This is a genomic window from Variovorax sp. LjRoot130 (genome assembly GCF_964253755.1).
GTDB lineage: Bacteria > Pseudomonadota > Gammaproteobacteria > Burkholderiales > Burkholderiaceae_C > Variovorax.
Genome location: NZ_CAXURM020000001.1, coordinates 223,457 through 245,942, shown reverse-complemented (window position 1 = coordinate 245,942; position 22,486 = coordinate 223,457). Strand labels below are relative to the sequence as shown.

General features: G+C 68.6%; 22 protein-coding genes. 9 read left to right on the top strand and 13 right to left on the bottom strand.

Going from position 1 to position 22,486, the window contains the following annotated elements; genetic code table 11:
* Positions 1 to 40 precede the first annotated feature (40 nt).
* From ACSQ86_RS01295 to ACSQ86_RS01285, 3 genes are read left to right on the top strand one after another with little or no spacing between them, the layout of a single operon-like run.
* Positions 41 to 1,201 carry an ATP-binding protein gene (locus ACSQ86_RS01295; RefSeq protein ID WP_436308344.1) on the top strand — a complete coding sequence of 387 codons (1,161 nt, stop codon included), beginning with the start codon at positions 41 to 43 and terminating at the stop codon, positions 1,199 to 1,201.
* Positions 1,202 to 1,220: 19 nt separating this feature from the next.
* Positions 1,221 to 2,135, top strand: coding sequence for a glutaminase (locus tag ACSQ86_RS01290; protein ID WP_436302408.1), 915 nt, complete (start codon positions 1,221 to 1,223; stop codon positions 2,133 to 2,135).
* A gap of 9 nt (positions 2,136 to 2,144) precedes the next feature.
* The gene (locus tag ACSQ86_RS01285; RefSeq protein ID WP_436302407.1) at positions 2,145 to 2,618 is read left to right on the top strand and encodes a hypothetical protein; all 474 of its coding nucleotides are present in this window, start codon (positions 2,145 to 2,147) and stop codon (positions 2,616 to 2,618) included.
* Here the strand turns inward: ACSQ86_RS01285 and ACSQ86_RS01280 are convergent.
* The 4 genes from ACSQ86_RS01280 to ACSQ86_RS01265 are packed head-to-tail and all read right to left on the bottom strand — an operon-like array spanning position 2,603 to position 6,410.
* Entirely contained in the window at positions 2,603 to 3,949 is a 1,347-nt protein-coding gene (locus ACSQ86_RS01280) for an MFS transporter (protein ID WP_436302406.1), read from the bottom strand. The two genes, ACSQ86_RS01285 and ACSQ86_RS01280, sit on opposite strands and share 16 nt — an antisense overlap.
* A 38-nt stretch (positions 3,950 to 3,987) precedes the next feature.
* Positions 3,988 to 5,061 carry a hypothetical protein gene (locus ACSQ86_RS01275; RefSeq protein WP_436308343.1) on the bottom strand — a complete coding sequence of 358 codons (1,074 nt, stop codon included), beginning with the start codon at positions 5,059 to 5,061 and terminating at the stop codon, positions 3,988 to 3,990.
* A 34-nt stretch (positions 5,062 to 5,095) separates the two neighbouring features.
* Positions 5,096 to 5,896, bottom strand: coding sequence for an SDR family NAD(P)-dependent oxidoreductase (locus tag ACSQ86_RS01270; RefSeq protein ID WP_436308342.1), 801 nt, complete (start codon positions 5,894 to 5,896; stop codon positions 5,096 to 5,098).
* A 7-nt stretch (positions 5,897 to 5,903) separates the two neighbouring features.
* Entirely contained in the window at positions 5,904 to 6,410 is a 507-nt protein-coding gene (locus ACSQ86_RS01265; RefSeq protein WP_436302403.1) for an ester cyclase, read from the bottom strand.
* A 73-nt stretch (positions 6,411 to 6,483) separates the two neighbouring features.
* Between ACSQ86_RS01265 and ACSQ86_RS01260 the strand changes: the two genes are divergently transcribed.
* Positions 6,484 to 7,152, top strand: a complete 669-nt coding sequence (locus ACSQ86_RS01260; RefSeq protein ID WP_093104425.1) for a Crp/Fnr family transcriptional regulator — start codon at positions 6,484 to 6,486, stop codon at positions 7,150 to 7,152.
* Here the strand turns inward: ACSQ86_RS01260 and ACSQ86_RS01255 are convergent.
* Positions 7,149 to 8,039, bottom strand: coding sequence for a LysR family transcriptional regulator (locus ACSQ86_RS01255; RefSeq protein WP_436308341.1), 891 nt, complete (start codon positions 8,037 to 8,039; stop codon positions 7,149 to 7,151). The two genes, ACSQ86_RS01260 and ACSQ86_RS01255, sit on opposite strands and share 4 nt — an antisense overlap.
* Before the next feature lie 100 nt (positions 8,040 to 8,139).
* Between ACSQ86_RS01255 and ACSQ86_RS01250 the strand changes: the two genes are divergently transcribed.
* Positions 8,140 to 8,337: a DUF1127 domain-containing protein gene (locus ACSQ86_RS01250; RefSeq protein WP_436308340.1), complete on the top strand. Its 198-nt coding sequence runs from the start codon at positions 8,140 to 8,142 to the stop codon at positions 8,335 to 8,337.
* Here the strand turns inward: ACSQ86_RS01250 and ACSQ86_RS01245 are convergent.
* The 8 genes from ACSQ86_RS01245 to ACSQ86_RS01210 form a co-directional block, all read right to left on the bottom strand.
* Positions 8,334 to 11,978, bottom strand: a complete 3,645-nt coding sequence (locus tag ACSQ86_RS01245; protein ID WP_436308339.1) for a hydantoinase B/oxoprolinase family protein — start codon at positions 11,976 to 11,978, stop codon at positions 8,334 to 8,336. The genes ACSQ86_RS01250 and ACSQ86_RS01245 overlap by 4 nt on opposite strands.
* Positions 11,975 to 12,946: a TRAP transporter substrate-binding protein gene (locus tag ACSQ86_RS01240; RefSeq protein WP_436302399.1), complete on the bottom strand. Its 972-nt coding sequence runs from the start codon at positions 12,944 to 12,946 to the stop codon at positions 11,975 to 11,977. The genes ACSQ86_RS01245 and ACSQ86_RS01240 overlap by 4 nt, the downstream gene beginning before the upstream one ends.
* The gene (locus ACSQ86_RS01235) at positions 12,943 to 14,253 is read right to left on the bottom strand and encodes a TRAP transporter large permease (RefSeq protein ID WP_436302398.1); all 1,311 of its coding nucleotides are present in this window, start codon (positions 14,251 to 14,253) and stop codon (positions 12,943 to 12,945) included. Before ACSQ86_RS01235 ends, ACSQ86_RS01240 begins: the two co-directional genes overlap by 4 nt.
* Positions 14,254 to 14,268: 15 nt before the next feature.
* The gene (locus ACSQ86_RS01230; protein WP_436292407.1) at positions 14,269 to 14,802 is read right to left on the bottom strand and encodes a TRAP transporter small permease; all 534 of its coding nucleotides are present in this window, start codon (positions 14,800 to 14,802) and stop codon (positions 14,269 to 14,271) included.
* A gap of 111 nt (positions 14,803 to 14,913) precedes the next feature.
* Positions 14,914 to 15,879: a TRAP transporter substrate-binding protein gene (locus tag ACSQ86_RS01225; protein WP_093104433.1), complete on the bottom strand. Its 966-nt coding sequence runs from the start codon at positions 15,877 to 15,879 to the stop codon at positions 14,914 to 14,916.
* A 23-nt stretch (positions 15,880 to 15,902) separates the two neighbouring features.
* Positions 15,903 to 16,730, bottom strand: a complete 828-nt coding sequence (locus ACSQ86_RS01220; protein ID WP_436292305.1) for a putative hydro-lyase — start codon at positions 16,728 to 16,730, stop codon at positions 15,903 to 15,905.
* 96 nt (positions 16,731 to 16,826) lie between these two features.
* On the bottom strand, positions 16,827 to 17,732 hold the full coding sequence (locus ACSQ86_RS01215; RefSeq protein WP_093104436.1) for a LysR family transcriptional regulator: 906 nt from the start codon (positions 17,730 to 17,732) through the stop codon (positions 16,827 to 16,829).
* Between the two features lie 43 nt (positions 17,733 to 17,775).
* Positions 17,776 to 18,804, bottom strand: a complete 1,029-nt coding sequence (locus ACSQ86_RS01210; RefSeq protein ID WP_436302397.1) for a LacI family DNA-binding transcriptional regulator — start codon at positions 18,802 to 18,804, stop codon at positions 17,776 to 17,778.
* Between the two features lie 137 nt (positions 18,805 to 18,941).
* On the opposite strand from ACSQ86_RS01210, the gene ACSQ86_RS01205 reads away from it, so the two are divergent.
* From ACSQ86_RS01205 to ACSQ86_RS01190, 4 genes are read left to right on the top strand one after another with little or no spacing between them, the layout of a single operon-like run.
* Entirely contained in the window at positions 18,942 to 19,808 is an 867-nt protein-coding gene (locus ACSQ86_RS01205; protein ID WP_436302396.1) for a dioxygenase, read from the top strand.
* Positions 19,809 to 19,829: 21 nt separating this feature from the next.
* Positions 19,830 to 20,594 (top strand): SDR family NAD(P)-dependent oxidoreductase, encoded by a 765-nt coding sequence (locus ACSQ86_RS01200; protein WP_093104439.1) that lies wholly within the window; start codon positions 19,830 to 19,832, stop codon positions 20,592 to 20,594.
* Positions 20,591 to 21,475, top strand: a complete 885-nt coding sequence (locus ACSQ86_RS01195; protein ID WP_436308338.1) for a 3-keto-5-aminohexanoate cleavage protein — start codon at positions 20,591 to 20,593, stop codon at positions 21,473 to 21,475. Before ACSQ86_RS01200 ends, ACSQ86_RS01195 begins: the two co-directional genes overlap by 4 nt.
* Positions 21,476 to 21,478: 3 nt before the next feature.
* A complete protein-coding gene (locus ACSQ86_RS01190; RefSeq protein WP_093104441.1) occupies positions 21,479 to 22,477 on the top strand; it encodes a quinone oxidoreductase family protein in 999 nt (332 codons plus the stop codon).
* Positions 22,478 to 22,486: the final 9 nt, after the last annotated feature.

Sequence of the window (22,486 nt, the reverse complement as noted above, 5' to 3'; positions counted from 1 at the left end):
AAAATTTCTTCAATTTGCACGACCTGCCTAGAATCGGGGCATGATCCCGCGCGACATCGCCCCATTGGCCGCACGCCTGGCACAGCAGTACCCGGTGCTCACCCTCACGGGTCCACGGCAAAGCGGCAAGACCACGTTGTGCCGCGAGTTGTTCGCCGGCAAGCGCTATGTCACGCTGGAAGACCCTGACACCCGCCGCTTTGCGCAGGAAGATCCGCGCGGCTTCCTGAAGGGCATCGAAGCCGGCGCCATCGTCGACGAGATCCAGCGCGCGCCGCAACTGCCGTCCTATCTGCAATCGCTGGTCGACGAGGATGCGTCGCCAGGCCGTTTCATCCTGACCGGCAGCCAGCAATTCGAACTGATGTCGCACGTAAGCCAGTCGCTGGCGGGCCGAACGGCCGTGCTGCGCCTGCTGCCGTTTTCGCTCGCGGAAGTCGCACAGATCCATCCCGTTCCCGAACTTTCACAGACCCTGCTTACGGGCTTCTATCCGCGCATCCACGACCGCGGCCTGGATCCTTCGCAGGCCCTCGGCGACTACTTTGCGACCTACGTGGAACGCGATCTGCACCAGCTGGCTGCAGTGCACGACCTGCAACGCTTCGAGCGCTTCGTGCGCCTGTGCGCAGGTCGCATCGGCCAGCTCGTGAACCTGACGAGCCTGGGCAACGATGCCGGCGTCTCGCACGCGACTGCGCGAGCCTGGCTGGACCTGCTTCAGACCAGCTACATCGTGCACGTCCTGCCGCCCTGGTTCACCAACACATCGAAGCGTCTGGTCAAGAGTCCCAAGCTCTACTTCCACGATGTGGGGCTGGCGTGCTGGCTGCTCGGCCTGCGTACGCCGGAACAGGTCGCGCGCGATCCGCTGTTCGGCAGCCTGTTCGAGAACTTCGTGGTCATCGAGGCGTTGAAATCGCGTTTCAACCGCGGCGAGACGGCGGAGATGTATTTCTACCGCGACGCCACCGGCAACGAAGTCGATCTGCTGCTGCCATCCGGACGTCGATTCCGCGCGGTCGAGATCAAGGCCGGCGCCACGGTCAACTCCGACTACTTCAGGGGGCTGTCGGGGTTTTCTGCGCTATTTCCGGATGCGCTGGAAGGCGGCAGTGTTGTCTATGGCGGCGAGACGGCCCAGATGCGCAGCGACTGGCCGGTCATTGCGTGGAAGCGACTGCAGAATCCACCGAAATGAATGCGTCACGCCCACGCTCATGAACTTCCAACCCATCCTCGACGAGATCAACGCCGCAATCCGCCCCCTGCTGGGCGCCGGCGGCACGGTCGCCAGCTACATCCCCGCGCTCGCGCGCGTGCCGGCGCAGCAGTTCGGAATCGCGCTGCGAACCTGCCAGGGACAGGAGGCATCTGCCGGCGATGCTACGACGCCCTTCTCGATCCAGAGCATCTCCAAGCTCTTCACGCTCACGCTCGCGATGCGGCGCATGGGCGACGCGCTGTGGGAGCGCATCGGCCGCGAGCCTTCGGGCAATCCATTCAACTCGCTGGTGCAGCTCGAGCATGAGCAGGGCAGACCGCGCAATCCCTTCATCAATGCCGGCGCCATCGCCGTGGCCGACCGGCTCGTGAGCCAGGGCGATGCCAAGGCCGACATCCTCGAACTCATGCGCAACCTGTGCGGCGAGCCCATCGGCTTCGATTCCGAAGTGGCAGCCTCCGAGGCCGCGACGGGCTACCGCAACTACGCGCTCGCGAATTTCATGAAGAGCTTCGGCAAGCTCGACAATGGCGTCGAGGCCGTGCTCGACATGTACTTCCACCAGTGCGCGATCCGCATGAGCTGCGTGCAACTGGCGCGCGCCGCCGGCTTCCTGTGCCGCGACGGCGCCCACCCGCGCGACGGCGAGCCGGAGATCACGACCGAGCGCCATGCGCGGCGCATCAACGCACTGATGCTGACCTGCGGCACCTACGACGCCGCCGGCGACGTGGCCTTCTCGATCGGCCTGCCCTGCAAGAGCGGCGTCGGCGGCGGCATCGTCGCGGTGGTGCCCGACCAGCTCACGCTGTGCGTCTGGTCGCCCGCGCTCGATGCCACGGGCAATTCGCTGCTGGGCATGAAGGCGCTCGAACTCTTCGTTGCGCGCACCGGCCTTTCCATCTTCTGACCCACCCCCATGACAGAACAGACCACCCTCATTCAAGAAGCCACCCTCTGGAGCGACGAGCGCTGGACCGCCCGCGTGATCAAGAACGAAGACGACGACGGCTGGGCCGTTTCGATGACGCGCCACGGCGACCCCGAACCAGCGCTGGTCGGGCCCTGGACCATGGGCCGCGACAAGAAGAATCCCAAGCCGCTCGATGCGCCGGCCTTCCACACGCTGGTCAAGACGGCTGCCGAGGTGCTGCGCCGGCACGAGCAGCAGCTGCATGCGCAGCTCAACAAGAGCGTGAGCGTCGGCGCGGGGTCGGAGCGCATCCGAGTCTCGCTGCAGATCGTGCCGGACGAGGACAACCCGCATGCCGTGCTCCGCGCGCACGACGAACTCGGCGCGCAGCTGGGTGAGGTGCGCGTGGCCCCGGGCTTCAAGCTCAATGCCGACAGCGCGGCGGTGTGGATCGAAGGCGACTTTCAGAAACCGCGCTGAGCCTGCGGCAGCGCGCTCCTCGGCAGCGCCAGCAGCATCAACAGCGCCGACAGCACGAGCGCGCCGCTCAGGATGTAGAGGCTCAAGCCGAAGCCGCCGGTCGCGGTCTTGATCACACCGACCATCATCGGCGCCACCATGCCCGCGCTCCCGCCCACGGTGCTGATCAGCGCGATGCCGGTGGCGGCAGCGTTCTTCGACAGGAAGGATCCGGGCACCGCCCACAGGATGATGAAGGCGCTGCCGATGCCCGCCGCGGCCAGCGCCAGGCAGGCCACCGCGGCCGGCGGGTTGTGCATGAACAGCGTGGTGAGCGACAAGCCGAGCGCGCCGACGACTGCCGCCACCGCAAAGTGCCAGCGTCGCTCGCGCGTGCGGTCGGAATGGCGGCCGACCAGGATGCTTGACGCGATGCCGACCACCGCAGGCACGATGGAATAGAAGCCGATCTGCAGCACGCTGAGGCCCATGGCCTTCATCATCGTCGGCTGCCAGAACGCCAGCGCGTAGCTGCCCAGGATGATCAGGAAGGACATGAAGCCCAGCAGCCACACGCGCGCGTCGCGCAGCGCGCTGCCGATGGTCTGGCGCCCGGCCGAGCCTTGCGCGGCCTGGTCTTCCTCCAGCGTGCGCAGCACGCGCAGCTTTTCGGCGCCGCTGAGCCAGGGCGCATCGGCGGGGCTGTTGGAAAGCCAGAGGAAGGCCGCGATGCCCAGCAGCACGCTCGGCAGGCCCTCCAGCAGGAACAGCCATTGCCAGCCCCTGAGCGAGAGAGCGCCGTCGAGATAGGTCATCGTGAGCCCGGCGATCGGCCCCGCGACGATGGGCGCGGCGCCATAGGCCATGAAGAACAGCGCCGTGACCTGTGCGCGGCGGCGCGAGGGGTACCAGAGCGTCAGGTAGAACAGCACGCCGGGCGCGAACCCGGCCTCGAACACGCCGATCAGGAAGCGCAGCACGTAGAACTGCGTGGGCGTGCTGACGAACATCATCGCGGCCGAAGTCAGCCCCCACAGCGCCATGATGCGCAGCAGCGTCGCGCGCACGCCGATGCGCGCCAGCATCAGGTTGCTCGGGATCTCGAACAGCGCGTAGCCGACGAAGAAGATGCCGGCGCCGAGCCCGAAGATCGCATCGCTGAAGCCCAGCTGGTCCTTCATCTGCAACTGCGCGTAGCCGACGTTGGTGCGGTCCAGGTAGTTGAGGACATAGCACGCGAACAACAGCGGGATCAGCCGCCAGGTGATCTTGCGAAAGAGGGCGTCGTCGGCGCGCGCCGCCATTTCGTGCGGGGCGCCGGTGGGGGAGCCGGCGAGGGTTGCGGTGTTCATCGGGTTTCTCCTTCGTTGTCGTGTTTCGTGCGCGCGTCTCAGGCCGCCACCGGCGTGCCAAAGGCGGTCTCGCCCCACAGGTGGCTCGCGGGCGCCCCCGGGAACAGCCAGTGCGGCGTGCACTCGCTCGACGGCACGACGTTGCTGAACTCGTGCGTGGCCGAGGCGCCGGCGATGGTCTTCTCGAGCACCATCGAGAGGTACTGGTCGTTGCTGCCTTCCTGCGTGTTGCCGTTGAGGATCGCTTCCGCGCCCGTGGCAAGAGCGTAGCGGCGAATGCCGTTGTGGCGCGAATGCTCGGGCGCCCAGCTGTCGGCCGACACGCCGTTCTCGCTGCTCACGCGGATGCCGTCGGGCGTGCGGTACACCAGCGAATGGTTGCCTTCGGTATGGCCGGGCGTATGCACCAGCGCCACGCCGCGGCCCAGTTGCACGCTGCCCCCGAAGCCGAGGATGCGTTCGGCCGGAATGCCGTCCAGCCCGTGCGGGCAGTACCAGTCGGCCTGCACGGGCAGCAGGCCCTGCACGCTCGCAAGCTCCTGCCGATGCACCAGCAGCTTCGCGTTGGGCATGAGGCCCGGCGTCGTGCCGGTGCCGAGCCAACGCCTCAGGTCCTGCGTGTGCAGGTGGTCATAGCTGATGTAGTCGATCTGCGCCGGCGCCACGCCCATGTTCGCCAGGGCCTGCGGCACGGTCGAATAGATCGGTGCGACGGTGCTGTGCAGGAATTTCGGCGTCTGCTCGCTCAGCCGCTTGAAATAGGGTGTCTCGCCGCCGGCCTCGAAGTCGGCCGGCGTGAAGAGCAGCGTGCGAAGCTGGCCTTCGAAGTCCTCGAACTGGATCAACACGGTGCGCGACAGCAGGTGGACCATGTGCGGCTTCAGCAGCTGCTGCGCATACACGCCGCTGAAGGCGTACCAGGCCGGATACGGGATGCGCAGCAGGTCGACGCTGCGCGCGCAACGCACCGGCGCTTCGTCGAGAAAGCGCTCGCGGAACTGTGCGCCGCGATGGCGCAGCGCACGCAGCCGGTCCTGCGGCATCGGCGCGCTGCGGGCGCCGTCGAAGTCGGTGATCGGCAGCAGGCCGATCCGATGGGGATCGCGGATCATGGCTTGTCTCCTCTTTTCTTGATCCGGGTGCCGCTCAGTAGACCGAGCGCCCGCCCGAAATGTCGAACACGGCGCCGGTGCTGAAGGAGCAGTCGGCCGAAGCGAGCCAGCAGGCCATGGCGGCGACCTCGTCGACTTCGACGAAGCGTGCCATCGGTACACGCCCCAGCAGTACGCGGCGCATCTCTTCGCGGTGCTCGGGCGGAACGCCGGCAAAGATCGCGGTGTCGGCCGAGGCCGGCGTGATGCAGTTGACCAGCACGCCGTCGCCGGCGAGCTCCTTGGCCAGCGATTTGGTGAAGGCGATCAGCCCGGCCTTGGATGCCGAGTAGGCGGCATTGAAGGCATTGCCCTCCTTGCCGGCCACCGAGGCGATGTTGATCACGCGCTGCCTCGCCGGTGCGCCCGGGTCCCGCCTTGGCTCGCGGCTGCGCACGGCCCGCATGGGGGGCACCAGCGCACGGCAACAGAGGTACGCGCCCGTGAGATTGATGTCCAGCACCTCGCGCCATTGCGCCGGCGTGTAGTCCCAGCTCGGCGCCACCGGGCCGAGCACGCCCGCGTTGTTGACCAGGATGTGCACGTCGCCGAAGGCCTCGTGCGACTCTTGCGCGGCCTGTTCGATCTGCGCCTCCTGCCGCACGTCGACCACCGCAGTGTGCACCCGCCCGAGCGGCGCCAGCAGCTCACGGGCCTCGGCGAGTGCGCCGGCTTCGAGGTCCCACAGCGCGACGCTCGCGCCGGCCTCCAGGTAACGACGTGCAATGGCCAGCCCGATGCCGCGCGCGCCGCCGGTGACGACGGCATGGCGCTCCTTGAGATCGATTGCGTTCATGGCGCGATCAGGCCAGCGCCGCCCCAGTCGCCGCCTCGGCCCGGGGCTGGCCGAGCAGCGCTCCGATCAAACCCGGCAGCGCCGCACTCGGCATGCCGACCAGCAGCTGCCGGAGCATGCTGAGCGTGTCGTAGTAGACGCGCTCGCACACCAGCCGCTCGCCCTCGAAGATGAAGAACGCGACCATCCGGCAGCGGAAGGCATTGCCCGTCGGCGGCAGGCCCTTGAGCGGCCCGCGATGGGTGCCCAGCAGCCAGAACTCGACGACCACCGAATCGTCGGCGTGGCGCAGCCGGATGATCTCGTGGCGCTGATCCGGAAAGGCCTTGCGCGTCTCGGCGTAGTACGCACGCACCTTGTCGATGCCGTCGTGCACCTCGCCGCTGGCGATGAGTTCGTAGTGCGGATGCGGAAAGGTGCCGAGCACGGCATCGAAGTCCTGCCGGGTTTCGTCGGCGAAATGGTCGAGCACGAGTCGCTCGCGCAGCGCTTGGAGTGGTGTGGGGTTGTTCATCGTGGGTACTATCGGCAGGCGTCTGCGCGCAGACTGTCCTTTGTTGGCAGTTGCTTCTCCGGAGAAACCCGCAATGCCAGACTCGACGCCCCCGCCCGGCCAAGGCGCAGACGACATGCGCCTGCCCGAAGACATTCAGCAAACCCTGCTCGCCGTGGCCCATCGCCGGACGCTGGCACGCGGCGATTCGCTTTTCCACAAGGGCTCCTCGCCCGATGCCTTGTTCGGCGTGGTGAGCGGTTCGCTGCGCGTGAGCGTGGTCGCCTCCGGCGGGCGCGAGGCAGTGATCTCGATGCTCGAGCCCGGCCACTGGTTCGGCGAAGTATCGCTCCTGGTCGGACGCGAGCGCGTGTACGACACCTGCGCTGTCGACGCCACCGAGATGGCGGTGGTGGCCGCGAGCGACTTCCACCACCTGATCGCGACGCGTCCGGACGTGCACATGGCGTTCACGCGGCTGGTGTGCCTGCGCCTGCGACAGGCCCTGGCCTGGATCGACGACGCAATCCTGATGCCGCTGCCGGTCCGGCTCGCGCATCGGCTGTTGACGCTGGATGCGCGCGCCGGCAGTACCCTGCTCGCCGTGTCGCAGGAAGACCTCGCCTTCATGCTCGGTGTTTCGCGCCAGAGCGTGAACCGGCAACTGAAGCTGTGGGAAGAGGACGGGACGCTGCGCGTGGGCTACCGCAGCATCGAGCTGCTGGACCGCGCCCGGCTGGAGCACCACGCCGCCACGGCCTAGGCCTGCCCGAAGCGCGCGAGGATTTCAAGCACGCTCTCGGTGGCGCCGTCGAGCGTGGCGCGCGGCCGGTGCGCGATGCCGAGCCGGCGCACCAGGCGCGGGGAAAGCGGCAGGACCTGCATGCGCTCGTTGAGCGGCGCATCGGTGGTCTGCTGCAGCGGCAGCAGCGCGGCGCCGTAGCCGGCGGCCACCAGGCTTCGGATCGCCGCGTCGTAGTTGAGCTCGATGCGGGCGCGCGGCGAGTGGCCGGCGGCGGCGAACCATTCCATCGTCAGCCGATACATGTGGGTGGTGGCGTCGTTGAAGATCAAGGGCTGCGCGGCCAGCCACTGCGGCGTGGCCCGTTTCGGCGCCTTCCAGCGCTGCGGCACGAAAGCCATCATGGCCTGGCTGCGCCAGTGCGTGACCACCAGGTCGCGCAGCGGCGGCTGCGGCATCGCGACCAGGCCGATGTCGAGCGTGCCGGCCGCCAGCCGCGACATCGCCTCGTTCGAACCGAGGATGCTGACCTCGACGTCGATCCCCGCGTGGTGCTCCTCCAGCGCTTCGAGCACCTGCGGCAGCAGGTCGGCCACCACGCCGGTCGAGGTGCCCAGGCGCACGCGGCCCACGCGCCCTTCGGCCTGGCGCCGCACCGCATCGACCGCCTCGTCGGCATCGCGCAACAGGCGTCGCGCGCGCTCCACCAGCGCCGCGCCGGCCGCGGTGGGCGTCACGCGCCGGCTGCCGCGCACCACCAGCGGCGCGCCGAGCCGCGATTCGAGCTCGCTGATGTGCAGGCTCACCGTCGGCTGCGCGAGGTGCAGCGCCTGCGCGGCGGCGGAGAAGGTGCCCAGATCGGAGATCGATACCAGGGTGCGGAGTTGGTCCAGGTTCAGCTGTCGCATCAGGAATCCTGATTGGTGGCTTCAGAAATCTCAACTTCCACAATAGCACGCGGCGTCGCACCATCGCTGCATCTCAAGGAGAGACGCGATGGAACTCAGGATGAATCTGCCCGCAAAGGAACCGCTGCAAGCCTTTATCGACTGGTTCGCGCGTGCGCTGGCCAAGCGCCGCGAGCGCCACCAGGCGCTGCAGCTCGCGGCCATGAGCGAGCACGAGCTGCTCGACCTCGGCATCGGACGCAGCGAAGTGCCGGCGCTGCTGAACGGCCACACCGGCACGCGCCGCGAACCCGTCTAGGCCGTGCCGTAGCCGCCGCCTGCCGGCGTTTCGATCACGAACACGTCGTTCACCGCCATCTCGACCTGCGCGCTGTGGCCCAGCGCTTCGATGCGCCCGTCGGCGCGCTCGACTCGGTTGATGCCGACGGCACCCGGCTGGCCGCCGGCCATGCCGAAGGCGCCGTGGTCGCGGCCGTTGCTGAGTATCGATGCGGTCATCGGCTCCAGGAAGCGGATCCTGCGCACGCCGCCGTCGCCGCCGCGCCAGCGGCCGGCGCCGCCCGAGCGCGCGCGGATCTCGTAACTGTCGAGCCGCACCGGGTAGCGGAATTCCAGCACCTCGGGATCGGTCAGGCGCGAGTTGGTCATGTGGGTCTGCACGACGCTGGTGCCGTCGAAGCCCGAGCCGGCGCCCGAACCGCCCGAGATGGTTTCGTAGTACTGGTGCTGCGCGTTGCCGAAGGTGAAGTTGTTCATCGTGCACTGGCTGGCCGCCATCACGCCCAGCGCGCCGTACAGCGCGTTGGTCACGCAGCTCGAGGTCTCCACGTTGCCGGCCACCACGGCGGCCGGCGGCGTCGGGTTGAGCATGCAGCCTTCGGGCACCACCACGTGGATCGGCTTCAGGCAGCCGGCGTTGAGCGGAATGTCGTCGTCCACCAGCGTGCGAAACACGTAGAGCACGGCAGCCATGGTGATCGACCTGGGCGCGTTGAAGTTGTTGGAGAGCTGCGCGCTGGTGCCGCTGAAGTCGACCGTCGCGCTGCGCGCGGTGGTGTTCACGCGCACCCGCACCCGGATCTGCGCGCCGTTGTCCAGCGGCAGCGTGAACTCGCCGTCGGACAGCGCGGTGATCACGCGGCGCACCGACTCCTCGGCGTTGTCCTGCACATGCTGCATGTAGGCGGCCACCGTGGCGCGGCCGTACTGCGCGACCATCGCCCTGAGTTCCTGCACGCCTTTTTCGTTGGCGGCGATCTGGGCCCGCAGGTCGGCCAGGTTCTGCTCGATGTTGCGCGAGGGATGGGCGCCGCCGGCCAGCAGAGCGCGCAGTTCCTCCTCGCGCAGCAGGCCCTGGTCGACCAGCTTGAAGTTGTCGATCAGCACGCCTTCGTCGGCGATGGTGGTCGAGAACGGCGGCATTGAGCCGGGCGTGATGCCGCCGATGTCGGCATGGTGGCCGCGCGAGGCGACAAAGAAGGACGGCCTGGCGTCTTGCTGCTCCAGATACACCGGCGTGACGATCGTGATGTCGGGCAAATGCGTGCCGCCGTGGTAGGGATCGTTGAGCACATACACGTCGCCCGCACGCATGCCGGGGTTGCCGTCGATCACGGTCTTGATCGATTCGCTCATCGAGCCCAGGTGCACCGGCATGTGCGGCGCATTGGCGATCAGGTTGCCGGTGGCGTCGAACAGCGCGCACGAGAAGTCGAGCCGCTCCTTGATGTTGACCGAGTAGGCCGTGTTCGACAGCCGGAGACCCATCTGCTCGGCGATGTTCATGAACAGGTTGTTGAACACCTCCAGCATCACCGGGTCGGCCTCGGTGCCCACTGCGTGGGCCGATACGCGCGGCTTGATGCGCTTCAGCTCGACGCCGAGCGCGGTGACGCGCGCCTGCCAGCCCGGTTCGACCACGGTGGTGGCGTTCTTGCCGGCCAGGATCGCCGGGCCGTCGATGCGTGCGCCGGGGGCCAGCGACTCGCCCACATGGAGGGCCGCCTGGCGCCAGCCGGCCGGCTGCTCGTCGGCCTGGCAGTACATCGAGACGTGGCTGGCCGGCTCGGGCCGATGGCCCTCGGCCGGATCGGCCTGCGGCGCCGATACGCTGCGTTCGCCGGCGCCCACGGCCTCGACCGAGACGGCTTCGATCACCAGCGCCCGATCCGGCATCAGGAAAGCGAAGCGCTGGCGGTAGGCCTGCGCGAACTCGTCGCTGATCGCGGCGACCGCTTCGTCGGGCGTCATGCTCAACGGCAGCGTGCAAGGCAGCGCGGTGTCGGTGCCCTCGTAGCGCACCTGCACGCGATGGAAGCTTTCGATGCCGGCGCGGCCGACGCCCTGCGCTGCCAGCTCGTCTTCGGCCGCGGCACGCAGGCGCCCGGCGGCCTCGGCCGCCGCTGCGAGACCCGCGGCGTCGAGCTGGCGCTCCACCGCCGCCTCGCGCATCGCGATCTGGTCGGCCAGGCCCATGCCGTAGGCCGACAGCACGCCGGCGAACGGATGCGCGTACACGGTGCTCATGCCCAGCGCGTCGGCCACCAGGCAGGCATGCTGGCCGCCGGCTCCGCCGAAGCACTGCAGCGTGTAATGCGTGACGTCGTAGCCGCGCGCCACCGAGATGCGCTTGATCGCGTTGGCCATGCTCGCCACCGCGATCTGCAAGGCGCCGCTGGCCACGTCCTCGGCGCTCACGCTGCGGCCGGTGGCGTCGCTCATCTCTTGTGCCATGGCTTCGAAGCGCTGCCTCGCCGCCTCGCGATCCAGCGCCTCGTCGGCCGCGGGGCCGAACACCTTGGGGAACCAGGCCGGCTGGATCTTTCCTAGCAGCACGTTGGCATCGGTGGTGGCGAGCGGCCCACCGCGCCGGTAGCTCGCGGGGCCGGGGTTGGCGCCGGCCGATTCGGGGCCGACACGCAGGCGCGCGCCGTCGAAGCGGATCACCGAGCCGCCGCCGGCCGCCACGGTGTGGATGCTCATCATCGGCGCGCGCATGCGCACGCCGGCCACCTGGGTTTCGAAGGCGCGTTCGAACTCGCCCGCGTAGTGAGAAACATCGGTCGAGGTGCCGCCCATGTCGAAGCCGATCACCTTCTCGTGTCCGGCCTGCACTGCCGTGCGCACCATGCCGACGATGCCGCCGGCCGGGCCGGAAAGAATGGCGTCCTTGCCCTGGAAGCGCTGCGCCTGCGTGAGGCCGCCCGAGCTCTGCATGAAGAACAGGCGCACGCCCGGCATCTGCGCCGCCACCTGGTCGACATAGCGGCGCAGGATGGGCGAGAGGTAGGCATCGACCACCGTGGTGTCGCCGCGCGGCACCAGCTTCATCAACGGGCTGGTCTTGTGCGATGCCGAGACCTGGGTGAAGCCGATGGCGCGTGCGATCCGCTCGGCCGCGAGCTCGTGCGCGGTGTAGCGCCAGCCATGCATGAAGACGATGGCGCAGGCGCGGATGCCGGCGTCGAAGGCGGCCTGCAGCGAGGCGCGCAGGGCCGCTTCGTCCAGCGCCTGGACCACGTCGCCCTGGGCACCGATGCGCTCCTTCGCCTCGATCACGCGCTCGTACAGCAGTTCGGGCAGCACGATGTGGCGGTCGAACAGGCGCGGGCGCGCCTGGGTGGCGATGCGCAGCGCATCGCGAAAGCCGCGCGTGGTGACCAGCACCGTGCGGTCGCCCTTGCGCTCCAGCAGCGCGTTGGTGGCGACCGTGGTGCCCATCTTCACGCACTCGACGCGCTCGGGGGTGATCAGCTCGCCGGCTTTCAGGCCGAGCAGGCGGCGGATGCCTTCGACGGCCGCATCGCGGTAGTGCTCGGGGTTTTCCGAGAGCATCTTGAGGGTGTGCAGCGTGCCGTCGGGCGCGCGGCCCACCAGGTCGGTGAAGGTGCCGCCGCGGTCGATCCAGAACTGCCAGAGGGAGTGTGCTTGCTTGTTCATTGCTGGGTGAAGTAGGGAACGAAGATGGTGTTGGCGTCGGCGCCGACCTCGCGCACCCATTCGAGCGAGAAGCGCTCGCCCAGGCGCTTGACGTCGGTGAGCAGATCCGGCGGGATGGGCTCGACCTTCATGCCGCGCCGGCGAAGTTCATCGACCGAGGTGGCGGCGACCCTTTCGCTGGCAGCCCAGCCGCGTGCTTCGGCGGCCTCGGCGGCGTTCATCAGGCTGCGCTGCGCGGGTGCCGGCAGCGCCTTGAAGGCAGCCTCGCCGGCGAACACGATGTTCTTGGGGAACCAGGCATTGATCTCGTAGTAGTGCCTGACGTGGTCCCAGACCCGGTTCTCCACGCCGGTCACGGCCGAGGTGATCATGCTGTCGATGCGGCCGTCGGCGAGCGCCTTGCCGACCTCGACCATGGGGACGTCGACGGCACTGGCGCCCATCAGCTCGGCGATGCGCTCGGTGGTGCGGTTGTAGGTGCGCATCCTGCCGCCGCGCAGGTCGGCCGCGCGGGCGATTGGCTTCTGCGTATAGAGCCCCTGCGGCGGCCAGGGCACCGCGTAGAGGACCTTGAGCCCCGCTGCCGCGAACCTGGCCTCGATCACCGGCCGCTGGTGGCGCCACATGCGGCGGGCATCGGCATAGCTGCGCACGATGAAGGGCACCGCATCGGCGCCGGCGACAGGCATGTCCTTGACCAGGCTCGCCATGATGGTCTCGCCGGCTTCCAGCTTGCCCGCGCGCACGGCCGGCGCGATCTCGTTCAGTTTGAACAGGCTGTTGTTCGGGTGCAGTTCGATCCTCAGCCCGCCCGGGCCAGCCGCCGCGTCGGCGGCAAACTGCTGCAGGTTCTCACCATGGAAGGACTCGGCCCGATAGCCGGTGGCCAGTTTCCAGACGGTCTGCGCGCGGGCCGCCGGCAGCAGGCTCGCGCAGGCCATGCCGCAAAGGGTTCTGCGATCGATCACTTCGCCACGCCCATCACGTAGTCGGGCAGCCAGGTGACGATGCCCGGGAACAGCGTGATCAGCGCGATGCACACCACCAGGCAGAAGAAGAAAGGAATCGCGGCCTTGGCGATCAGGTTGCTGTCCTTGCCGGTCATGTTCTGCAGCACGAACAGGTTGAAACCCACCGGCGGCGTGACCTCGGCGATCTCGACCAAGAGCACCACGAAGATGCCGAACCAGACGAGGTCGAAGCCGGCCTTCTGCACCATCGGCAGCACCACGGCGGCCGTGAGCACGATCATGCTGATGCCGTCGAGCGCGGTGCCCAGCACCAGGTACACCACCACCAGCGCCGCGATCAGCGCCGTGGGAGACAGGTGCATGGCCTCGACCCACAGCGCCAGCTCGCGCGGGATGCCGGTGAAGGCCATGGTCTTGGTCAGGAAGGCGGCGCCGGCCAGGATGAACATGATCATGCAGCTGGTGCGGGCCGCGCCCATCAGGCCTTCGCCGAAGTTGCGCCAGGTGAGCGACCGGCTCCACAGGGCCAGCGCCAGCGCGCCGACCACGCCATAGGCCGCGCATTCGGTGGCCGTCGCCCAGCCGGCCACCAGCGCCCAGCAGATAAAGACGATCAGCGCGCCGCAGGGAATCAGGTTGCGCGAGCGGCGCAGCTTCTCGATGAAGCCGATGGCGGGCTCGGCCGGCGGCATGCGCTTCGGGTTGCGCAGCGCCCACCACATGATGTAGCCCGAGAACAGCGCCATCAGCACGAAGCCGGGCAGGAAGCCCGCGAGGAAGACGCGGATGATCGAGGCGTCGGCCGCCACCGCGTAGACCACCATGGTGATCGAGGGCGGGATCAGGATGCCCAACGTGCCGGCCGTGGCCAGCGAGCCCAGCGCCATCTTCTCGTCGTAGCCGCGCTTCTTGAGCTCGGGCAGCGCCACCTTGGCGATGGTCGCGCAGGTCGCGGCCGAGGAGCCCGAGACCGAGCCGAAGATGCCGCAGCCCAGAATGGTGGTGTGCATCAGCCGGCCCGGCACGCGGCCGAGCCAGGGCGCCAGGCCCTCGAACATCTCCTCGCTGAGCTTGGTGCGGAACAGGATCTCGCCCATCCAGATGAAGAGCGGCAGCGCGGCGAGCTCCCAGCTCGCGTTGCTTTCCCAGAAGGCCGAGAACAGGTTCAGGCCCGGCTGGGTCGAGGTGAAGAAGGCCTGCCCGACCCAGCCGCAGATGGCCAGCGTCATCGCAATCCACACGCCGCCCGAGAGCAGCGTCAGCATCAACAGCAGCAGAACGCCGCCGACCATCAGGATGTCCATGATTCGGGCCTCAGGTCAAAGGTCGGAAGAGAAGTCGCCCTGCGCATGGCGTTCCTCGACCAGTCGCACAAAGGTCGGGACGCCGCCGCGCAGCACGATGACGAATTCGTCGACGACTGCGAGCACCAGCAGCAGCGCGCCCAGCGCAAAGCTCAGCTGCGGAATCCAGATCGGCAGCGGCAGCAGGCCTTGCGCCACTTCGTTGAAGGCCCAGCTCTCGTAGGTGAACCTGCAGGCCCACCAGGCCAGGTAGGCGGTGGCCAGCGTCGCGATGCCCAGCGAGAGCAGCTCCAGCACGCGGCGTGCACCGGGTCCGAGCTTTTCCAGCAGCAGCGTCACGCGCACGAAGTCGCCGTGCTTGAAGGCATGCGCCATAGTCAGGAAGGCGGCTGCTGCGCACAGCCAGGCCACCACGTCGGTGATGGCGCCGGTGGCGACGTCGAACTGGCGCCCCAGGCTCTGCACCACCATCAGCAGGCAGATCAGCGCCACGCAGCCGGCGCCGAGGATGCCGGCACCGAAGAAGAGGCCGTCGAGCAGGCGGCGCAGCGCGGTGGCGCTGGCCGCAGGGAAGGTGCCGATGTCGGAAGGCAGGCGCGCCGCTCCCTCCACCGTGGCACTCGGTGCCGGTGTTTGCATGGATGTCTCCGGTGGGGGGATTTACTTCTTGTAGGCGTCCACGATGGCCTTGCCATCGGCGCCGGCGACGCGCAGCCAGTCCTCGGTCATGCGCGTGCCGACGAGCTTGAGTTCCTGCTTGAGGACTTCGCTGGTGGCGTCGATCTTCATGCCCTTGGCGGCCAGCTGCTTGATGTACTCGCCGTCCTTTTCCTCGCTGATGCGCCAGCCGCGCTGCTCGGCGGCGGCGGCCTGCTTGAGCACGGCGTCCTGCGTGGCCTTGTCGAGCGTGTCGAAGGCCTTCTGGTTCACCACCACCGCGTTGCGCGGCAGCCAGGCGTTGACGTCGTAGAAGTACTTGGCCTGCTCGTAGAGCTTGCTGTCCACGCCGCTGGCACTCGAAGTCAGGAAGTTGTCGACGCCGCCGGTGGCCAGCGCCGCGCTGAGCTCGGCCAGCTGGATCGTGACCGGCTGCGCGCCGACCGATTGCGCGATGGCCGAAGTGGCCGGGTTGTAGGCGCGCATCTTGGTGCCCTTCAAGTCCTTGGTCGAGGCCACCGGCTTGATGGAGTACAGGCCCTGCGGCGGCCACGGCACGGCGTACAGCAGCTTCAGGCCTTGCGCCGCGAGCGTCTTGGTCAGGTAGGGCTGCGACACCTCGTGCAGGCGCCTGGCTTCGGCATAGCTGGTGGCCAGGAAGGGGACCGAATCGAGCCCGAACACCGGCGCTTCGTTGGCGGCGCTGGAGAGGATGAATTCGCCGATCGGGGTTTGCGCCGACTGCACGGCGCGCTTGATCTCGTTGGCCTTGAACAGCGAGGCGTTGGGGTGCACCGCGATCTTGAGCTTGCCGGCGGTGGCCTTGTCCACGTCGTCGGCGAACTGCTGCAGGTTCTGCACCTGGTAGGTGTTGGCGCCGTAGCCGGACGGCAGGTCCCATTTGGTCTGGGCCGTGGCGGCGGTGGCGGCCAGCGCAGCCACGAGGGCGGCAGAGAAGCGAATCTTCATGGGGAGTCTCCTTGGGATGGGGATCAGCAGCGGCCCAGCTGCCGGTTGAGAAGGTCGGTCACCAGCATGGCGCCCGGTGCGTGGGTGATGCAGAACGCCGGCTTGGCCTGGGCGATGGCCGCTTGCGGGGTCACGCCGCAGGCCCAGAACACGGGGATCTCGCCGGCGCGGATTTCAATCGCGTCGCCGTAGTCGGGGTGGGCCAGGTCGGCGATGCCGATGGCGGCCGGGTCGCCCAGATGCACCGGGGCGCCATGGACCTCGGGCATGCGAGAGGTGATCTGTACCGCGCGGATCGCATCGGCGGCCTTGAGCGGCCGCATCGACACCACCATCGGCCCGTGGAAAGCGCCGGCGCGCGCGGTCTGGATATGGGTGCGGTACATCGCGACGTTGCGGCCCTGGTCGACGTGGCGCAGCCGGATGCCGTCGGCCAAGAGCGCATGCTCGAAGGAAAAGGAGCAGCCGATCACGAAGCTCACGAGGTCGTCGCGCCACAGCGTGCGGATGTCGGTGGGCTGCTCGACCAGTTCGCCCTCGCGCCAGACGCGGTAGGCCGGCACGTCGGTGCGGATGTCGAGTTCCGCGCCCAGGCCGGGCAGCATCGGATCGCCGGGCTCGGACACCGCCAGCAGCGGACAGGGCTTGGGGTTGCGCTGGCAGTAGCGCAGGAAATCGCCGGCCAGCGCCTCGGGCAGGATCACCACGTTGCCCTGCACGTACTCGCGGGCCAGGCCGCTGGTATGCGTGGCCAGCGCGCCGCTGCGCGCCGCGCGGCGGACGCTCAGCGCATCGGAAGCGGCATCAAGGGTCGGACTGGCATTCGTGTTGGCGGTAGGTTCTGCGGGCATCGTGCATCCTCGTAAAAGGCTTTCGTGTGTGAAAGCTCTGTGACGGGACGCATTGTGGAAATTAACGCGCGCCAACTCCAACGCAAAATTTCTTGCTCAGCTCATCGATTTTTTATGTGACCCAGTTTTGGGCGACGCGAACTGCAAGGCCGAGGCCAGCGCCGCCTCGGTCAGGTGCGAGGTCGGGTCTTCGCGGTAGCTCGCGTGGATCGGCAGCGGCGCCGGCGCGGTGTCGCACTTCAGCACGCGCAGCGGCAGCCGCAGCGCCAGATGCTCGGCCGCGGCCCTGGGCAAGGTGGCGATGCCGAAGCCGGCCTCGACCAGCTGCGCCATCGCAGAGATCGACGAGATCGCATGCACGCGCGGCGTCTCCAGGCCGGCACGCCTGAACAGATCCAGCAGCGCCACATGCGGCTGCGAGCCGCGCTGGAAGGTCAGCAGGTCGAAGCCGAACAGGTCCTGCAGCTTGTAGAGCCGCCGCGGATGCAGCACCTGGTGCCCGACGAAGCTCATTTCCATGGTGGGCAGTGCATGCGTGCTCACGCCCTCGCCGCTGGCCGGCAGTGCGGCGAACACCAGGTCCTGCTTGCCGCGCTGCAGCTGGTCGACCAGCACCGGCGTGGTTTCCACCGTGAGCTCCAGCTCGAAGTCCGGATGCGTGGCCTGCATGTGCTTGAGCCAGTCGGTCAGCCAGGTGTGGACCACCGACTCGATCGCACCGATGCGCAGCACCTGCGCGCGCACCGTGCCCGATCCCATCTCGGACTTGATCTGCTGCTGCATTTCCAGCAGCCGCTGCGCCAGGCGGTGGAAGCGCTGGCCGGCCACCGTGAGGCGGAACTGCTTGTCGCGCCGGTCGAGCAGCAGCACGCCGAGCTCGCGCTCCAGTGCGGCGATGCGGCTGGACAGCGCGGACTGCGTGAGGTGCAGCTTCTCGGCCGCGCGCGTCACGCTCTTGAGCGCCACGGCCCAGTGGAAAGCTTCGACGAAGCGCAGATTCATGGGGCCATTCTCCCCCGTGCCCCGTGCCCGCTCGGCCCAGGCCTCAGCGCGGCACCAGTTGGCGCGTCGACGCGCGCACCACCAGCTCGGGCCGCAGCACGACGGTGGAGGCCGACAGCGCCTTGCCCTCGATCTCGTCGAACAGCATCTCGGCCGCGCGCCAGCCGAGCTCGCGATGCGGCAGGCGGATGGTGGTGAGCGGCGGATCGACCATGTCGACCAGCGGCATGTCGTTGTGGCCGGTGATCGAGATGTCCTGCGGCACGCGCAGGCCTTGCACGCGCAGCAGGTCGTAGGCGCCCAGCGCCACCAGGTCGTTGCAGCAGACCACGGCTTCGGGCCGGTCGTTCTGCGCCAGCAGCTGTTGCATGGCCTTGCGGCCGGCCTCGCGGCTGTAGCTTTCGCATTCCGCCACGCAAGCCAGCTCGAGCCCGCGATCGCGCAGTGCCTGCTCCACGCCCTGCCGGCGCGCGACGCCGGTCGGCACGTTCTGCGGCCCGGCCAGGTGCGCGATGCGGCGGTGCCCCAGGGACACCAGGTGGTCGACCGCCAGCTTCATCGCCAGCCGGTCGTCGCTGACCACCGCCGGCAGGCGCCCGCTTTCGTCGGCGCGGTTCACGAGCACGGTGTGCATGCCGGCCTTCTTGAGGTAGTCGACCAGCGGATCGTCGCGCGTGGCGATGGCCATCACCAGCCCGTCGACCTGCTGCGCCAGCATGCGCTCGACCACCGGCCGCGCGAGTGCATGGTCCATCACGTTGGTCACGAACACGAAGTAGCCGCGCGCCGCGGCGCTGGCCTCGATGCCCTGCAGGATGGGCGGGAAGACCGGGTTGGTGATGTCCGGCACCAGCACGCCGATGGTGTGGGTGCGGCCGGTGCGCAGCGCCGAGGCTGCGCGGTTGGGCCGGTAGCCCAGGCGCTGCGCTGCCTCTTCCACCACGCGCAGCACCTCCTCGCTGATCAGCGCGCGCTTGTCCGGATTGAGCGCGCGCGACACGGTCGAGACATGCACGCCGGCGGCCTGCGCGACGTCGCGGATCGTGACCGGGGAAGACAGTGAGGGGCTCATTTACTGCAAACGATTGATCTTGGCGAGAACACAGAGTATCGCCTTGATTTCATTGGGGGCTCTCGCAAACCCCTTTCTTGCGCGGAAATTATTCCTCGCCATAATCTGCAAACGTTTGCAAAGAAAGAGGCAGCCCCATGAACATCGTGACCACCCCCGATTCCGTGCTCCAGATCGCGACCGCCGCGATGGCCCGCACGCCCGACGAACGCCTGCGCACCGTGATGGCCGCGCTCACCCGCCACCTGCACGCCTTCGTCCAGGAAGTGCACCTGAGCGAAGAGGAGTTCGAGCAGGCGCTCGAATTCATCGTCGGCATCGGCCAGGCCACCGGCGAGAAGAAGAACGAGGTGGTGCTGGCCGCCGACCTGCTGGGCGTCTCGACGCTGGTGGCGCTGCTCAACAACCAGGACCCGCAGGGCGAATCACCGGCCGCGCTGCTGGGCCCCTTCTGGCGCGCCAATGCGCCGTTGTGCCAGGCCGGCGAGTCGATCGCGCGCTCGAGCACACCGGGCGTTCCGCTCGAGGTGCGCGGCGTGGTGCGTGACACGCAAGGCCGGCCGCTCGCCGGCGCCGTCGTCGATGCCTGGCAGGCCTCTCCGGTCGGCCTGTATGAGAACCAGGACCCGGAGCAGGACGACATGAACCTGCGCGGCCGCTTCGAGACCGATGCCGAGGGCCGCTACCACTTCCGCACGGTGCGCCCGGCCGGCTACCCGGTGCCGACCGACGGGCCCTGCGGCGTCTTGCTGCGCGCGCAGCAGCGCCATCCCAACCGCCCGGCGCACCTGCACTTCATGGTCAGCAAGCCCGGCCACAAGGTGCTGATCAGCCAGGTCTTCGCCGACGACGACGAGAACCTCGAGAGCGACCCGGTGTTCGGCGTCACGCGCAGGCTGATCGGCTGCTTCGAGCCCCAGCGCGGCGGCGAGCAGGCCACGCTCCAGTACGACTTCGTGCTCGAACCCGGGGAGATGAAGTTTCCCCGTCCTCCCATTCCCTGAACTTCCACGGACTTCACTCGCATGAGCTTCGATCCCACACCTCGACTCGACGGCAAGGTGGCCGTCATCACCGGCGGCCTCGGCGCCATCGGCTGGGCAACGGCCCAGCGCCTCGCGGCGCTCGGCGCCAGCTGCGTGCTGCTGCATCGCAAGGGCGACGACGCGGCCGAACGCGCGACCGCACTCCCAACTGCACAAGGCCAGCGCCATGCCGCGCTGCGCGCCGACATCGTCGACACGCCCAGCCTGCAGAAGGCCGCGGCCGACGTGCAAGAGGGCTACGGCCGCTGCGACATCCTGGTCAACAGCGCCGGCCACACGCAGCCCATCGCAGCCGGCGACCTCGACGCGCTGAGCGATGAACTCATCGACGAGTTGCTTGCCGCCAACTTCCGCGGCGTCTTCGCCACCATCCGCGCCTTCGCGCCGCTGCTCAAGGCGAGCGGCGACGGCTTGATCGTCAACATCTCGTCGATCGCCGGCTTCACCGGCGTCGGCAGCAACCTGGCCTACGTCGCGGCCAAGGCCGGCCTCGACGTGGTCGGCGACGCGCTGGCCAAGGCGCTGGCGCCCGCGGTGCGCGTGGTCTCGGTGTCGCCGGGCGCGGTCGAATCGGCCTTCGTGCCGGGCCGCGGCGAAGAGTTCAAGGCCAAGATGGCCAGCACCACGCCGCTCGGCCGCATCGGCAAGCCCGAGGACGTGGCCGCGACCGTGGAAGCGCTGGCCACCACGCTGCGCTTCGTGACCGGGACGCGCATCGTGGTCGATGGGGGGAGACACCTGTGAACAGCAAAACTCTGATCACCTGCGCGGTCACCGGCAACCTGGTGAAGCCCGAACAGACGCCGCACCTGCCGATCACGCCGGCACAGATCGCCGACGAATGCCTGGCCGCGGCCGACGCCGGCGCCGGCCAGGTGCACATCCACGTGCGCGATCCCGAAAGCGGCAAGCCCTCGATGCAGGTCGAGCTCTACCGCGATGTGGTGAACCGCATCCGCCGGCAGAACCGCGAAGTCGTCATCAACCTCACGACCGGGCCGGGTGGCCGCTTCGTGCCGAGCGAGGACGACCCCAAGATCTACGCGCCCGGCACCAGCCTCTTGCCGCCGGAAAAGCGCGTCGAGCACATCGCGCTGATCAAGCCCGACGTCTGCTCGCTCGACCTCAACACCATGAACTCGGGCCCGGACGTGGTCATCAACACGCCGAAGAACGTGCGCCGCATGGCGCGCGTGATCCGCGAAGCGGGCGTCAAGCCCGAGCTCGAGATCTTCGACTCCGGCGACATCCACATGGCGCTGGACCTGATCGCCGACGGCACGCTCGAAGGGCCTGCGATGTGGACCCTGGTGCTGGGCGTGAAGTACGGCTTCATGCCGACGCCCGAGGCCGTGATGTACGCGCGCAGCATGCTGCCGCCCGGCGCCTTCTGGAGCGCCTTCGGCATCGGCCGCATGGAGTTCCCGATCGTGGCGCAGGCCTGGCTGCTGGGCGGCCATGTGCGCGTCGGCATGGAAGACAACATCTATCTCGAGAAGGGCGTGCTCGCGAAGAGCAACGCGGAGCTGGTGACCAAGGCGCGCGACATCATCCGGAGCCTCGGCGGCGAAGTGGCGAGTGCGCGCGAGGCGCGCACGATGCTCGGCTTGGCGGGAGGGCGCTGAGCAATGAACGCCGTGCTCAACACGACGGTCGCACGCGCCGTGCGCGTCCGCGAAAAGGCCGCAAACCTCGACGCATTGAAGCTCGACTTCGCGGACCAGCCCGAGCCCGTCGCCAAGCCCGGCTTCGCGGTGGTGCGCGTCGGCGCGGCCGCCGTGAACCCGAGCGATGTGAAGGCCAGCCTGGGCCTGATGCCGCAAGCCGTGTGGCCGCGCACGCCGGGACGCGACTTCGCGGGCGTGGTGGTCGCGGGCCCGACCGAATGGGTGGGCCGCGAGGTCTACGGCTCGGGCGGCGATATCGGCATCACGCGCGACGGCTCGCACGCGCGCTTCCTGCTGCTGCCGGTGGAGGCCTTGCGCGATCGGCCGCGCAGCATCTCGATGGACGAGGCCGGCGCCGTCGGCGTGCCCTTCGTCACCGCCTATGAAGGCTTTCGCCGCAGCGGCATGCCGCAGGCGGGCCAGACGGTGCTGGTGCTGGGCGCGAACGGCAAGGTCGGGCAAGCAGCCGTGCAACTCGCTGCGCAAGGCGGCGCACGCGCGATCGCGGTCCAGCGGCGCGCCGGCCCCTTCGAAGGTTTCGCGAGCGGCCCGGTCGACGTGATCGATGCCGGCGCCGGCGACATCGCCGCCCAGGTGCGCGAACTCACGAACGGCCGCGGCGCGGACATCGTCTACAACACCGTCGGCAGCGCCTACTTCGAGGCCGCGAACAAGGCCATGGCCAAGGGCGCGACGCAGATCTTCATCGCCACGCACGACCGTGCCGTGCCCTTCGACATCTTCGCCTTCTACCGCGGCATGCACACCTACGTGGGCATCGACTCGCTGGCGCTGGATTGCGTGGCCGCCACCGGGCAGCTCGATGCGATGCGCGAGGGCTTCGAGCGCGGCACGCTGAAGCCCTTCCCCGTGGCGCGCGCCTACGCGCTCGAAGACGCGGCCGAGGCCTACCGCCTGGTGCTCTCGGGCAGCACCGACCGCGTCGTGCTGCGCCCCTGAGGAAACAAC